Origin of the sequence: Natrarchaeobius oligotrophus (assembly GCF_003841465.1) — an archaeon.
GTDB classification, from domain to species: domain Archaea; phylum Halobacteriota; class Halobacteria; order Halobacteriales; family Natrialbaceae; genus Natrarchaeobius; species Natrarchaeobius oligotrophus.
In genome coordinates this window covers 48,562-62,821 of the sequence record NZ_REFZ01000018.1, presented here as the reverse complement: position 1 = coordinate 62,821, position 14,260 = coordinate 48,562, and the positions used below count along the sequence as shown (strand labels likewise).

Sequence of the window (14,260 nt, the reverse complement as noted above, 5' to 3'; positions counted from 1 at the left end):
TCGCCGCCACCGCTGCTCGACCGGTTGATCGACGACGCACAGAAGATCCACCAGCAACGGCCAGTGTTACAAGAGACGCTCGCTACCGCTACGCAACCGAGGTGTGAGTCTTAGCTAAAGACGAATAGTGAACCGGTATATGGGTCGTGGGTTTTCGTTGGTGTTCTCGGAACCATTTTTGTGACGGGTTTGAATTATATCGGCATTCGGCCGGCCGCACAATTTCAGATAATCATGACAGTAGTTATCGCATTCGCAGGGGTCGTATTGATTGCTGGTGCGATCATCGGTGGCCAACCATCTCCAGATCCCTCCTTCGGGGCTGGCACCGCCGGTATCTTCGCCGTGATGTTGATGGTCCCCTTCATGTTCGTGGGATTCGACGTGATACCACAATCGGCAGAGGAGGCCAACGTCCCTCCTCGAACGTTGGGACTCTTGATTATCGTTTCAGTTGTGATGGCCGCACTATTCTACATGGCCGTGATCTGGGGGGCGAGTCGAGCACTTCCCGCGAGCACACTCGTCGACAGTCCGCTTCCAGCTGCCGCAGCCATGGCTGAATTATTCGATTCGCAACTGATGGGGCAACTGATGGCTCTTGCCGGAATCGCCGGGATTCTCACGAGTTGGAACGCGTTTATCATCGGTGGAAGCCGAGCGTTGTTCGCCCTTTCAGAATCTGGAATGATTCCCGCATCACTATCGAAAGTCCATCCCGAGTACAATACCCCGAGTAACGCGATCCTTCTCATCGGGGGTCTCTCCGTGCTTGCACCACTCTTCGGGGAACAGATGTTGACGTGGATCGTGAACGCAGGAGGGCTAGGTATCGTCACCGCCTGGTTCTTCGTCGTAGTCTCGTTCCTCGTCCTTCGCTATCGAGAACCCGAGATGAACCGCCCGTACAAGGTTCCGGCGGGATACCTTGTTGGGGCACTCGGTTTCGTTATGACCGCTATCTTCGTGTCACTCTACTTACCCGGCGGAGGGTCGGCACTGCTCTGGCCATACGAGTGGCTGATCGTTCTTCTGTGGTGTATCCTCGGCGTCGTATTATTCGTCGTCTCGGGAGCAGATACCACGGCATCGACGGAGGACCTCGTCGAAAAGCTCGAGTCATTGGAAAAAGACGATGACGTGTGACTTCCATCCCGGCTTGATACCTTCCCCGTGCTAACCGTACGATCTCTATTTCATTTTGAGGTATGAAACCGGGATTCTCGATCCGGTCAGTGTGCACGTGTGGTGGTCGGTGTTTCGCGTCAATATCGTTCTAACCGAAGACGTCACCAGGTCGATCGCTGTTCTCATACAACCTGCATTCATTTGTCAATTTCTATCTATTCACATCGCGAACTCGCGTGCGTCCACAATCTCGGAGGATTAGTTTGATGTGTGCCCTAATTACTACGGTCATTCATCGGAATATATCTTAAGTAGATGTGAATATCTTGATATTCTCAACAAGTAGTCCTTCTGGCCTGAAGGCGGTCAGTATAGGGCGCATAACTCGCGCGATAACTATTCAAGAATTCAGTATTGAGTCCTGACAAATCACTAGATGGCAGCGACTTTGTGTGAGAGGTCACATCGCTCGGGGTGTCATGTTGGATCGGATGCGGCCCGTCTCGGAATTGAGCAGCGTCTCGATGCGGCGCTCGAACTCGGCCTCGTTGACCTTGCCGGCGACGGACGCCTCAGGAGCAGCCTCAACGGTGTGATCACCCAGGTTATCTGGCGAGAGGCGGTCGATCGGTTTTTACTGATCTCGACACTTCGTCGATGAGGTCTTCGACCACCTCGTCACGCGGGCCGTCATCTGGGGCCTCCTCGACGTGACCGACCCGACCGCATTGATTCAACCGAGATGAGACCGATACCTGCCGATCCAACTGCGTCAAAATACTACGATCAAACCGCTGAAGAGTACTATAGTAGCCACTGCAAGTCAGTGCACACCCGATCGCCAGACGGCTCGGCGATCGATGTGTAAATCATTGCAGTTGTTACTATACTATGGCGACGGTTGCACAATCGTCTCGACTGGCTCAAAGAGGTCCATTACATCGGGGTTCAAGAGAGCCAAATAAAGAACCGTTCGAGGTGACGCCACAGTTGGCGCGGTCGAATCAACCGTTGTTGGGTGTTCGACCGAATCAGGACGCGTTCTTACACTTCTGTTTATACTCCTCGTACTCGCGTTTTGCGCGCTCGTAGGCGTGTTTCTTCTTTTTGAGTTGCTTTTTGTTCACCTTTCCCTTCTCGTATTTCTTTTTGTACTTCTCGTACTCGCGTTTTGCGCGCTTGTATTCGCGCTTTTTCTTCTTCTTGTCTTTCTTGTCATCTGGTTTCTTCGTGAACTCCAGAATACTGCCGTAGACAACCGTGCCACCCACCTGAGCGACCGCTTGGAATTCGTAGGTTGTGCCAATCTCGAGGTTCATCGCCGTCGCACTGAACGGTCCGGGCTCGGTGAGGACCGCTTCGTCGGTAAACGTCCACACCGCCGTTCCCTTGACGCGGTACAGGAAGAAGACGGTAACCTCCGCTGCACCCTCGAGTTCGAGCAGTTCGCCGTTGAGCGTCGCCGTCGAGCCGTTGACATCCGTCGCTGGCCTCGTCTCGACATCCAACTCAGCTGGCCCGAATTTGGTGAACGAGAGTGTGGCTCCGAGGAACCGTTCGCCGTTCGCGACCACGACTCCCCGGAATTCGTACGTGGAACCGAGTTCGAGGCCCGCAATCTCAGCACTGAAGTCACCGGGCTCGTCGAGCGTCTGGGGCGTGGTGGCGATCCACTCGTCCGCGCCGACTTCGCGCCACTCGAAGAAGACGTCGACAGTGTCGAACTCTCCGAGGTCAAGCAGTTCACCGTTGAGCGTCGCCGTCGAACCATTGATATCCGTCGCTGGCTGTGTCTCGACGCTGGGAACGCCGACCTCAGCTTTGGTGAACGAGACGATGGTTCCTTCGTAGCGCTCGCTATTGGCCACTGCGACTGCCCGGAATTCGTACGTGCTACCGGGCTCGAGACCTGCGATTTCGGTACTGAAGTCGCCGGGCTCGTCGAGCGTCTGCGTCTCGGTGGCGATCCACTCGTCCGCGCCGACTTCGCGCCACTCGAAGAAGACATCGACGGTGTCGAAGTCGCCGAGGTCGATCAACTCTGCGTTGAGCGTCGCCGTCGAGCCGTTGATGTCCGTCGCTGGCTGGGTCTCGACGATGGGGGCACCGAGTTCGGCTTTGGTGAACGAGAGAATAGCCCCCTCATCACGCGTGCCATTGGCCACTGCGACCGCCCGGAATTCGTACGTTCCGCCAGGTTCGAGGCCGGCGATTTCGGCGTTGAACTCTCCGGGCTCATCGAGCGTCTGCGTCTCGGTGGCGATCCACTCGTCCGCGCCGACTTCGCGCCACTCGAAGAAGACGTCAGCGGCGTCGAAGTCGCCGAGATCGACCAACTCTGCGTTGAGCGTGGCCGTCGAGCCGTTGATGTCCGTCGCTGGCTGTGTTTCGACATTCAACTCGTCTAGCCCGAATTTGGTGAATGAGAGTGTAGCTCCGAGGAACCGTTCGCCGTTCGCAACCATGACTGCCCGGAATTCGTACGTGCTGCCGGACTCGAGGCCCTCGATTTCGTCGCTGAAGTCGCCGGGCGCGTCGAGTGTCTGGGGCTCGGTAGCGATCCACTCGTCCGCGCCGACTTCGCGCCACTCGAAGAAGACGTCGGCGGCGGCGAAGTCGCCGAGATCGATCAACTCGCCGTTGAGCGTCGCCGTCGAGCCGTTGACGTCCGTCGCAGGTTGTGTCTCGACGCTGGGAACGCCGGTCTCAGCTTTGGTGAACGAGACGATGGTTCCTTCGTAGCGCTCGCCATTGGCCACTGCGACTGCCCGGAATTCGTACGTGCTGCCGGGCTCGAGACCTGCGATTTCGGCGGTGAAGTCGCCGGGTTCGTCGAGCGTCTGCGTCTCGGTGGCGATCCACTCGTCCGTGCCGAGTTCACGCCACTCGAAGAAGACGTCGACCGTGTCGAAGTCGCCGAGATCGATCAACTCTGCGTTGAGCGTCGCTGTCGATCCGTTGATGTCCGTCGCCGTCTGGGTCTCGACGATGGGGGCACCGGGTTCGGCTTTGGTGAACGAGAGAATAGCCCCCTCGTCACGCGTGCCATCGGCCACTGCGACCGCTCGGAATTCGTACGTTCCGCCAGGTTCGAGGCCGGCGATTTCGGCGTTGAACTCTCCGGGCTCATCGAGCGTCTGCGTCTCGGTGGCGATCCAGTCGTCCGCGCCGACTTCACGCCACTCGAAGAAGACGTCGACGGTGTCGAACTCTCCGAGATCGAGCAGTTCGCCGTTAAGCGTCGCCGTCGAGCCGTTGACGTCCGTCGCTGGCGACGTGATGACCTCCGGTACACCTGGCACCTCCTTGATGATGCGAAGCGTGGCTCCTTCGACCCGTTCGCCGTTCGCCAGCCCGACCGCCCGGAATTCGTACGTGGTGCCGGGCTCGAGACCCGCGATCTCGTCGCTGAAGTCGCCGGGCGCGTCGAGCGTCTGGGGCGGAGTGGCGATCCACTCGTCCGTGCCGAGTTCACGCCACTCGAAGAAGACGTCGACCGTGTCGAACTCTCCGAGGTCGGTCAGCTCACCGTTGAGCGTGGCCGTCGATCCGTTGACGTCCGTCGCTGGCGTCGTTACGACGTTAGGGATAGTCGGATCGCAGCTGATGTCTAGCGTCGTGATATCGAGACCGATTGCGATATTGTCGGTCTCGAGCGAGTACGTTCCGTCCGCGAGATTCCCCCACGTCGCCGAACCGCCGGCCGGAACCTCCATCGTCTCCTCGTACGCATCCGGTCCAGTGACGGTTACCATCACCGAGACGTCGTTGGGGTTCGTTACCGTGATCTCCCCTTCCTCATCTACGCACGCCGAATCAACTTGCAGGTCTACGAGATCGCAGTCACACCCGGTAACCGTCGCCATCTGAAGATTGACGGCAGTTTGGGCGTACAAACAACCGTCCACCGTTGCATTGGTGAGCACGTTGATCGCCGTTTGGGCCAGCACGACCCCCGCAAAGTTCGCATCCGTTCCGATCTCGACACCGCCACCGCCAGCGACCACCCAGACGATGTTTTCGGGCTGCGCGCCCCCTGTCAGATTGATTGTCACATCGCTCGCCACGGTGAGATCTCCTGCAACCTGGAAGATCCAGGTGTCGTCTGGACCGCCGTCAAGAGTGATATCCCCGTCAATCGAGAGGCCGGTATCCCAATTGTACACTCCTGGAGTCAGTGTTTCTCCGTCAAGATTGCCACCGCCTAAATTTGTAAAGTCCGGCGGAACGCGGCCGTATGCATCAGTGAATGCGGTTTCCATATCGCTCACCGCAGTCGTTAACCTGGACGGGGTCGGCTCCGCATAATCAGCCGCGTACACCCGTCCGCCCACTTGCGTCGACGTCGCGAAGACGCCGGATGCATCCAGCGTCAGATCGAATCCGGTTATCGCAGTCGACGCGATCGGACTCACGCCAATGTCCCCTGCCACGTCGGAATTGGGAACGCTCGAGATCCCGGATTTTGCCAGGATCGAAAAATCACAGGCCGTCCCGAGATCGACCGGTGCCGGACCGTCTTGTTGGATTTGGACCGGTGGATCTTCACCTTCTTGCGCGGCGCCTATACAGCCAGCGAGACCAGCTGTGAGCAACCCACTCGATGCGAGGACTGTTCTTCTTGTCGGATTGTACTCCATATCGGATACTTATCGGTGTAGGATATTGTTTTCGAGGCGTTAATTTTGTATATGTATTCTATGTCTCCTCCAGATAATCTTCAAATTCGATTAGTGAGTCCATTCCGACGCGCTTGACAACCGATCCAGTAGGTGGGAAGTGACAATACAAATTTACGTTGGTGCTTTGCTCCCAGTACCGCAGACACATCGCTAGGCATGAGTGCCGTTGCAGACGGCACAACAGTGACAGTTGGCACATACTGTTTAGCAGATAGATGCCAGACACGCTGGACCCGCTTTCAGATCGTTCCTGCCGGATGACCGACGCCTACAGGACAGGCATCGGAGTCACCGAACAGCTGCGAGCAGAGAACTCCCTTATATCGAGCGTCGCCGAAAGTACGATTCGAACTGAGTACCTCGACGATGGGTATCCAGAATGGCACCCCGCTCCGCATTCGTTTCTCGGGATGCTACGACTCCTCGTCTATCGGGAAATTACAGGCGACAGCTATCGAGCGCTCACCCGGCATCAAGAACTGGCCGAGCCGTTCGGACTGAATCACGTTCCTGACCAATCCGTGCTCTCGCGTACGTGGCGTAACCGGTTCGATGACGACGTCCGTGAGTTCATTCGTGTTGCAGCACACTTCGTCGTCAAGCAGGTCCACGACCGCGAGTTCGCAGCTGTTACTGTCCGGCCCAAAGCGGAGGTTGTCGACGAAGAGAAACGTTCTAACGAGGGCGACGAAGTGACAGGTCAAGAGTTCACTGACGAGCAAATCTACCGGACAACCAGACTCGCTCGGGATCACGGCTTTGACGGGTTCGATTCCGGTCGTGCCGGGAACGCCACCTACGATGATACGCAGTTCTTTGAGTTGCAGACGTTCATGGGGATGGTCGGCTGTGGGACACCACAGGGTGCAACCCGGTTCCGGTATCGACACGGGACGGACGGCAGTCCACATGGGGATACGCATCTCAGAGCAGTCAAACAATTCGAGCCAGACTCTCTGATAGATGGATTTGACGTGGCAACCGACCGGCTGCTCTCGATTATCGAATCAAAGGCGACGTTCCGTCGACCGGTGACAGCCGCGATCGATATCACGACTGTCCCGTACTACGGCGATGTCGAGGGGATGCCTATGGTCAGCGGACTCAGTCAAGACGACCGAGCGTTCAAATTCGCCACGCTCTCGATTGTTGGGCTGAACATTCCACTCATTCTAGCTGTGGAACCTGTCCGGGAGAGCTCAGCATGGGACGAGAATCCATCGAACCAGATTCACCGCGTCGTCCGCCGGCTCGTGACACGAGCGAAAGAACACGTCCCAATTGAGACGGTACTCTGTGATCGAGAATTCGATGCCAAGCGAGTCTACCAGACACTCTCAAATCTCGGAGTGAATTACCTCGTCCCGAAACGAATCAACAGCACTGAGCAGGAGATTATTGAGACGATAGAGGCTGACAGACAGGCTGTCGCGGTGGAATCGGCGTCTGTTCACGTTGAGGCAGGAAGCCACTCGATGCAGTTCCTGTACGTACCATCAACGAAAGGTGATGGGACAACCGTCTTCGCGACGAATCTCAGAGTTGGCCCGAACGAAGCTGAGACGTTCTGTCGGCGCTACAGCAGCCGCTGGCAGATCGAAAACGAGTACAAGAGCATCAAGGGCGACTTCTTGGCGAAGACCTCCTCAAAGGACTACCGTGTACGGCTGTTCTATTTCGTATTTGCCGTGCTATTGTACAATATCTGGCGGCTCACCGATTTCCTTCTGAAAGCCGGTGTCGACGATGAGATGGAATACGCGCCGGTTTTGACGGCTGGCGAATGTATCGAGTTGGTTTGTTCAGCACTGATTCCGCCAGACTAACGCTCTTCACCGATTTGGACTGCCCGTGATGAGTGGCGACGCTCTGTGAGATCTCGAATAGTGAGCTGCTTTGGTGTATCTGACGAGCTTGAACCGAGAGATACGACTGATTCCTTCGCACAGAGCCCATTTGGGCTACAGCTATCACGAAAGCTACGCAGAAAATGGCCCATCCTCCGAAACTGTGGCTGCGTCAGACACCACGTTCGATATATCGAAATAGCGTGTACGAGTCGGAAAGCCGCCACCAGAAACCAGTCAATCGAACAACGACGCCGGACGAACGACGGCACTGCCGGAGGGATTTTCACGACCGACGTCATATCGACGCGCAGTCGATGGGCGAGACCTACTACGACGTCCTCGAGGTCGACCCGGACGCCACGCAGGCCGAGATCCGGGACGCCTACCGCGAGCGTGTCCTCGAGACGCACCCGGATCACAACGACGATCCGGACGCGACCGACCAGTTCCAGCGGGTCTCGACCGCGCAAGCGGTGCTCACCGACGGCGACGAGCGTGCGCGATACGACCGACTCGGTCACGACGCCTACGTCGGACTCGCTGACGGTTCGTTCGGTTCGGTCCACCGGAGCGACGAGGAGACGCCCCCTCGAGGCGGAGTCGACGCGTCCGGTTCGACGACGACGGAGAACCGGTCCGGGTTCGGAACCGACGCCGGAACGGGTCGCCGCCGAAGCCACCACGCCCGCCAGCGCACGCGGCGTCAACGCGAGACCGCCGAGCGAACGGCGAGAAACGGCTGGTCGTTCGGCGGCGGCGAGCGGACCGGAACGGCCTCCAGGGGGGAAAACGGACGCGAAACGAACGCGTCCGCCTCGAGCGGGGACGCCGAATTTCGATACAGAGTACGCGACTGGGACGACGACGACGACGTTACCCTTCGGCGAGAGGAACGATCGATCGATCACTCGACGGCGGTGACGGTCGCCTGCCTCTGGGTGCTCTACCCGGCGTTCGTCTACGCCAGCCTGACGCCGGCGTTCTCGCCGGTCGTCAACGGAATCCTGGTCGCGTGCACGCTCGGCGTCGTCGCCTACCTGCTGACGATCCCTCGCCTCGCGCCGCTGTTTTTCGGCGGCTGGAGCCTCATCGTTCCACTCGCCGTCGTCCGACTGTCGTCGGTGGAGGTGCTGTCGATACGCGGCTCGCTCGTGCTCGCGTTCGTCTGGATCCCGTTCGGGTACGCGCTCGCGGTCTGGTGGGCCGTCCGGCGCTGACTATCTATCGGGATTCGTCTCCGCCCGGCCCCGTCGCTCGAGCTCCTCGCGTCTTCGATGACTCGTTTCGGCGTCGAACGAAACCGAAACGACCTGGGTCCCCTCGCGCTCGAGCGACCGCCGGTAGCTCGCGTCGAACTCCCGGGGCTCGACGCGCTCGAACTCGAGGTCGTAGAGGTCGGCGAGGTGTTCGAACTCGAGACCGTGGGGCGTCTCAAACTGCTCCGTGAAGGGCGGGTCGAACTCCTCGATCGGGAGCATGTGGAAGATGCCCCCGCCGTCGTTGTCGAGCAGGACGATCGTCGCGTCGACGTCGCAGCGATCGACCGCGAGCAGGCCGTTCGCGTCGTGGTAGAACGCCAGGTCGCCGGTGACGAGGACGACGGGATCGTCCGTCGCGCTTGCGGCACCGAGTGCCGTGCTGGTAATGCCGTCGATACCGCTCGCTCCCCGGTTTGCGAGGACGGTCAGTTCGGCCCCTCGCGGTCGAGCGAATCGATCCGCGTCCCTGATCGGCATGCTGTTGGAGACGAAGATCGTCGCCGGATCGGGGGCGTGCTCGAAGACCGACGCGACGATCGCACCCTCGAACGGCTCGGCCTCGAGTTCGGCCGGCGAACGCGCCTCGTCGCGGATCGTCCAGTGGCGACTCTCCCGCTCGTCGAACGCGGCGAGCCAGTCGCCGTCCGTCGATCCGGCTCGCGTTTCGGGAAGCGTCTCGAGGAGCCGTTCGAACGCCTCGCCGGGAGAGGATTCGACGAGGTCCGTCGCCGTAAACGTCGCCTCGCGCCACCCCCCGGCAGGGTCGACCAGGAACTGCCGCGCGTCGGCGTCTCGCACGGCGTGACGCACCGTTTTCGAGGTCGGGGACGCGCCGAATCGAACGACGACGTCGGGGGCAGGAAGGTCGTTCGCGTACGCGTCGTAGCCGCCGTACACCCGGCGGCGCCGGTCTCGATTGGCGTCGTCCTCGACGTGCGGTCCGAACCGGACGCTCGAGAGCGGATCCGCGAGGATCGGCGCATCGACCCGGTCTGCAACCTCGACGACGGTCGCCGGATCGAGCCCCCGCAGGTCCGTCGGATCCCCCGGGCCGGCGACGAGTAACGGTCGCGTCGCCGACGCGAGCGCGCCGGCGAGGGTTTCGATCGCGGCGGAACTCGGCGTCTGCGTGGCGGAACTCGTCTCCACGAACGGGCCATCTCGACCCGTTCCCGCGAGCGACTCGCCGAACTCGTCCGGAACGTCGTCCGGGACGGGCGTCGGCTCGAGGGGCTTGCGAAACGGACAGTTGAGGTGGACCGGTCCGGGCGGAACTGCGACCGTCTTCGCCAGCGCGCGGGCGGCCGTCGTCCGGAGGCTTCGCACCTTCCTCTCGTCGGGTTCGGGCTCGGGGAGGTCGACGTACCAGCGGACGGCGTCACCGTACAGTTTCACCTGATCGACCGTCTGGTTCGCGCCGCTGTCGCGCAACTCGGGCGGCCGATCGGCCGTGAGCACGAGCAGCGGTACCCTGGCCCGATCTGCCTCGATCACCGCCGGGTGGAAGTTCGCCGCCGCCGTTCCCGACGTACACACGAGCGCCGTCGGCTCGCCGGTCCGTCTCGCGCGTCCGAGAGCGAAAAACGCCGCCGACCGCTCGTCGAGATGTGAGTGGACGGCGATCTCCGGGTGGGCGGCGAACGCGACGGTCAGCGGCGTGGATCGACTGCCGGGTGCGATACACACCGCCTCGAGTCCGCCAGCCGCGAGTTCATCGACGAGCGTTCGTCCCCACAGCGTCGCTCTGTTCGGCGCGGTCATCGCTCCCGGAGCTCGTCGAGGATCGGTCGGAACTTCAGCTGGACCTCCTCCCACTCGTCGTCCGGATCGCTGTCGGCGACGATGCCGTTGCCGGCGAACAGCGTCGCGGATTCGCCGGCCGTGATCGCGGATCGCAACGCGACCGCGAACTCGCCGTCGCCGCTCCCGTCGAACCAACCGACCGGCGCGGCGTACCAGCCGCGGTCGAACGTCTCCGTCTCGTGAATCGTCTCCCAGGCCGACTCCGGCGGGACGCCGCCGACCGCGGGCGTCGGGTGCAACGCTTCGACGAGCTCGAGGACGTGTCGGTCCGTCTCGAGCGTGGCCGAAATCGGCGTCCTGAGGTGCTGTATCGTCGCGAGTTTGCGAAGCGTTCGATCGGAGACGGTCAGCTCGCTGGCGAGCGGCCCGAGTTGTTCGCGAATGGCGTCGACGACGAGTTCGTGTTCCCGGCGGAGTTTCTCGTCGGCGAGCATCCGTTCGGCGTACTCCTCGTCCGCTTCCGGCGTCCGACCGCGCGGTGCCGACCCGGCAAGCGCCTCCGTCCCGACGCGCTCGCCGCGTTTCGACACCAGCTGTTCGGGCGGCGCGCCGAAGAAGGTCCCCCCGACGCCGTGGCCCACCAGAAACCGGTAACAGCTCGGGTACTGTCGGCGGAGCCGCTCGAGCGTCGCCGGAACGTCGACGGGCACCGTCAGGTCGACCGAAAGCGCCTGTGCGAGGACGACTTTCGTGAGGCGGCCGTCGTCGATCCGATCGAGCGCTCGCGAGATTTGCTCGGCCCATCGCTCCGGAGACGTCGACCGCTCGGTCGATTCGACGCCGGGTGCCGATCCGCTCGCGCACATCGTCGGGCCGTCGGTCAATCGATCGCGCCACCGCTCGAGGCGGGCGTCGACAGCCTCACGGTCGTCCGCGACGGCCGTCAGCCAGATTCCGTCGGTCTCGTCGCGGGTGACGAACACCTGCGGAACGACGAACGACGCGGGATCGAAACCGGTCCACGGCGGGTCCGCATCGGATCCGTCGTGAAACGAGAACCCGCCGAACGCTCGGGGTCGGGCGACTGTCGGACCGCCGTGTTCGAGCCGATCGAAGACGCGATCGGCCTGCCGTCGGATCGCGTCGTACCGATCCGGGCCGGCGGCGGAGAATCCGGCTGCGACGCCGCGGCCGGCGATCTCGAGCCCCTCGGGCGTCGCCCACAGGATCCGTGACTCGTCCGCGGCGTCGACGACTGCGGCGAACGAAACGTCGTCGACCTCGCAGCTTCGACTCACCAGTTCGATCGGTTCGCCGTCCGCGAGCGAGCGCGATTCGGCCGCAAGTCGTCTCCCACCCGGCGTTCGATCCATCGATCGAGAATCGGAACCGACGCGCCTTCAGCCTAACTATATCGCTCCTCTCGCCACGGGTTCGCCGTCTGCGAGTACCCCCTGCGCTCCCAGTAGCCCGGCCGTGATTCGGTGAGAAACTCGACGCCGTCGACCCACTTTGCCCCCTTGTAGGCGTACTTGTGGGGTGTCACGACTCGGAGGGGACCGCCGTGATCCGTCGGTAGGTCCGCGTCGTCGTACCCCCACGCGAACAGCACTTCCTCGCGCATGCAATCTTCGAGCGGGAGGTCCGTCGTGTAGCCGTCGAGCGCGGAGAACATGACGTGGACCGCCTCGTCAGAGACGCCGGCGCGCGCCGCGATCTCGGGGAACGGTACGCCGGTGAACTCGCAGTCGAGGGCGCTCCAGCCGGTGACGCAGTGAAAGTCCTGGCGTTGCGTTTCGCTCGGTAGATCGCGAAACTCCTCCCACGAGAGTGCGAGTTCCTCCTCGACGGCACCGGTGACCGTGAACGTCCAGCTCTCGAGGTCGACGTCGGGCGTACCGCTCTTCGAGAGGACCGGAAACGCCGTCGTCTCGCGTTGGCCCGGCGGAACCCGCTCGTCGCCGAACTCCCGGTACAGGTCCGTGACGTCGTTCGTGGTCATACTCGAAGGACGGAATCGATCGACGTAGTACTGACGTTCGAGAACGGGGCCGGTCGTCCCACGTACGATCGGTCGCGTCGGTCCGCACGAGTGACGCCACCCGACCGTCCGCCGGTGGGGACCGACCGATCGCGGTTCGGAGCCGTTCGGGTCCCGTTCCACCTCGTCCTCGAGACGCGCCCACGAGTGCGCGCCGACCGGCACGTACAAGCCGATATTTGCCGGACTGCGGCCGGGTCGAAACGACTCGAAACGGTCGAATCTCGCGAACAAGTCGGCCCCTTCTCTCCGAAACCCTCGCCACCCCTTAGTAGTATCTCCCCGACTCGAGTCGTGTATGGCGAGTAAACAGCAGATCGCAGAACGAGACGTCTCCACACAGTCAGCCGAAGAGGTCGGAGAACAGGCAATGGGTCCGGCGTTTCTCGCGTCGGCCGCGTCGGTCGGACTCTCCTGGTACTACTTCTTCGTGCGCGGGGACCGCGAGCGGGGACTGTTCGTCGGGCTCTGGCCCCCGACCATCCTCGCGTTCGCGAGCTACTTCAACCAGCGGAAGATGCGCCAGCAACTCGATACGATCACGAAACCGGGTACGTCGCTCAAGAACGCGATCGACTCGATGATGGGCAACCGGTAACGTCGGACCCACAGCGCAGTATCCGATTCCGAACCGGCGGGACGTCCTGACCACGCTTTTTCGAGGTTGCCGTTCCGGAAAGCGGTAAGACTCCCGGTTCGACGAAGAGGATACCCGTTTCAGAGACACGATCGGAGGAGTCCATAGCTTTCCCGTGATGAACCGAGACACGGCCTCGAAAGACGGACGTCGAAACCGCCGGTTGGCTACGATACTCCCTCTCATACGGATTACTGTACCGATGTACCGGTGCACCCGCCGCCCGTGTCGCGGGTGCGCCGGAACTGACGGACAGGAAACCGTATCAGGGAGTGGACGACCGCCACCCCGAGCTGGGGCCCGTTCGATTCCGGTCGGTGCCGGCGAACGATAGCGACCGATTGCTGACCGGTAGGCCTCGACGAGCGACGCTGCGCTCGGTTCCGAACTGACGGGTTTGTGAGACGATCCGCGTCCGGAAAATCCCCGTCAAACCTAAATACCCCCTTGCCGAAAGCCGAATCAGATGCCGAAAGTAGAGATCACTATCCCGGAACACCTCGAGATGCAGATCGCCCAGATGGTCGAGCGTGGGGAGTTCGTCAACCGCGAGGAAGCCGTCGAAGATCTGCTCTCGACGGGGATCAAAGCCTACAAGACCAGCGGACCGATGGACGAAGAGGAGGGCGGAGCCGGCGGTCCCGGACTCGAAGACGACGGAATGATGGGCCACGACGACGAGTACGTCTTCTAACGATCTTCGATTCGCTATCCGTCTCGTTCTGATTTCTACGCCGCCAGCGCCACCAGCGGAATTCCGAACGCGACTGCGACGCCGACGACGAACACGACGAGGCCGACCGCGACGTCGCGCGACGCGTACTCGCTCATCGGTGCAGTCGTCCGCTCGGCCTCGAGGTCGTGGCCCACGTCGGCGGCCGAGTCGTGATCGACGGCGGGTTCCGTATCGTCTGCCATGT

General features: G+C 61.4%; 9 protein-coding genes and 2 pseudogenes. 6 read left to right on the top strand and 5 right to left on the bottom strand.

Annotated features, from left to right (window positions below):
• Positions 1 to 129 precede the first annotated feature (129 nt).
• Together EA472_RS18515 and EA472_RS23085 are read left to right on the top strand one after the other, a co-directional pair.
• Positions 130 to 1,146, top strand: a pseudogene (locus tag EA472_RS18515) (APC family permease); the annotation flags it as partial.
• 595 nt (positions 1,147 to 1,741) lie between these two features.
• Positions 1,742 to 2,090 (top strand): annotated as a pseudogene (locus EA472_RS23085) (hypothetical protein); the annotation flags it as partial.
• 69 nt (positions 2,091 to 2,159) lie between these two features.
• On the opposite strand, the gene EA472_RS18510 reads toward EA472_RS23085, so the two are convergent.
• Positions 2,160 to 5,768, bottom strand: a complete 3,609-nt coding sequence (locus EA472_RS18510) for an ice-binding family protein (protein WP_243637899.1) — start codon at positions 5,766 to 5,768, stop codon at positions 2,160 to 2,162.
• Between the two features lie 257 nt (positions 5,769 to 6,025).
• Between EA472_RS18510 and EA472_RS18505 the strand changes: the two genes are divergently transcribed.
• A complete protein-coding gene (locus tag EA472_RS18505; RefSeq protein ID WP_124192993.1) occupies positions 6,026 to 7,636 on the top strand; it encodes a transposase in 1,611 nt (536 codons plus the stop codon).
• Positions 7,637 to 7,974: 338 nt separating this feature from the next.
• Entirely contained in the window at positions 7,975 to 8,877 is a 903-nt protein-coding gene (locus EA472_RS18500) for a DnaJ domain-containing protein (RefSeq protein ID WP_124192992.1), read from the top strand.
• On the opposite strand, the gene menD is transcribed toward EA472_RS18500, so the two are convergent.
• Genes menD through EA472_RS18485 form a run of 3 tightly spaced genes read right to left on the bottom strand, consistent with a single transcriptional unit; the run spans position 8,878 to position 12,664 of the window.
• Positions 8,878 to 10,680: a 2-succinyl-5-enolpyruvyl-6-hydroxy-3-cyclohexene-1-carboxylic-acid synthase gene (menD, locus tag EA472_RS18495; protein ID WP_124192991.1), complete on the bottom strand. Its 1,803-nt coding sequence runs from the start codon at positions 10,678 to 10,680 to the stop codon at positions 8,878 to 8,880.
• The gene (locus EA472_RS18490; protein WP_124192990.1) at positions 10,677 to 12,035 is read right to left on the bottom strand and encodes an isochorismate synthase; all 1,359 of its coding nucleotides are present in this window, start codon (positions 12,033 to 12,035) and stop codon (positions 10,677 to 10,679) included. The genes menD and EA472_RS18490 overlap by 4 nt, the downstream gene beginning before the upstream one ends.
• Before the next feature lie 32 nt (positions 12,036 to 12,067).
• Positions 12,068 to 12,664 carry a sulfite oxidase-like oxidoreductase gene (locus EA472_RS18485; RefSeq protein WP_124192989.1) on the bottom strand — a complete coding sequence of 199 codons (597 nt, stop codon included), beginning with the start codon at positions 12,662 to 12,664 and terminating at the stop codon, positions 12,068 to 12,070.
• Between the two features lie 337 nt (positions 12,665 to 13,001).
• Here EA472_RS18485 and EA472_RS18480 point away from each other — a divergent pair, with 337 nt between their 5' ends.
• Positions 13,002 to 13,301, top strand: a complete 300-nt coding sequence (locus EA472_RS18480; protein ID WP_124192988.1) for a hypothetical protein — start codon at positions 13,002 to 13,004, stop codon at positions 13,299 to 13,301.
• Between the two features lie 505 nt (positions 13,302 to 13,806).
• The gene (locus EA472_RS18475; protein WP_124192987.1) at positions 13,807 to 14,034 is read left to right on the top strand and encodes a ribbon-helix-helix domain-containing protein; all 228 of its coding nucleotides are present in this window, start codon (positions 13,807 to 13,809) and stop codon (positions 14,032 to 14,034) included.
• A 35-nt stretch (positions 14,035 to 14,069) separates the two neighbouring features.
• Here EA472_RS18475 and EA472_RS18470 read toward each other — a convergent pair whose 3' ends face one another.
• The gene (locus EA472_RS18470) at positions 14,070 to 14,258 is read right to left on the bottom strand and encodes a DUF7550 family protein (RefSeq protein WP_124192986.1); all 189 of its coding nucleotides are present in this window, start codon (positions 14,256 to 14,258) and stop codon (positions 14,070 to 14,072) included.
• Positions 14,259 to 14,260: the final 2 nt, after the last annotated feature.

Coding starts and splice junctions, on each gene's coding strand:
- EA472_RS18510 (WP_243637899.1), bottom strand. CDS start 5,768: ATGGAGTACAATCCGACAAGAAGAACAGTCCTCGCATCGAGTGGGTTG.
- EA472_RS18505 (WP_124192993.1), top strand. CDS start 6,026: ATGCCAGACACGCTGGACCCGCTTTCAGATCGTTCCTGCCGGATGACC.
- EA472_RS18500 (WP_124192992.1), top strand. CDS start 7,975: ATGGGCGAGACCTACTACGACGTCCTCGAGGTCGACCCGGACGCCACG.
- menD (WP_124192991.1), bottom strand. CDS start 10,680: ATGACCGCGCCGAACAGAGCGACGCTGTGGGGACGAACGCTCGTCGAT.
- EA472_RS18490 (WP_124192990.1), bottom strand. CDS start 12,035: ATGGATCGAACGCCGGGTGGGAGACGACTTGCGGCCGAATCGCGCTCG.
- EA472_RS18485 (WP_124192989.1), bottom strand. CDS start 12,664: ATGACCACGAACGACGTCACGGACCTGTACCGGGAGTTCGGCGACGAG.
- EA472_RS18480 (WP_124192988.1), top strand. CDS start 13,002: ATGGCGAGTAAACAGCAGATCGCAGAACGAGACGTCTCCACACAGTCA.
- EA472_RS18475 (WP_124192987.1), top strand. CDS start 13,807: ATGCCGAAAGTAGAGATCACTATCCCGGAACACCTCGAGATGCAGATC.
- EA472_RS18470 (WP_124192986.1), bottom strand. CDS start 14,258: ATGGCAGACGATACGGAACCCGCCGTCGATCACGACTCGGCCGCCGAC.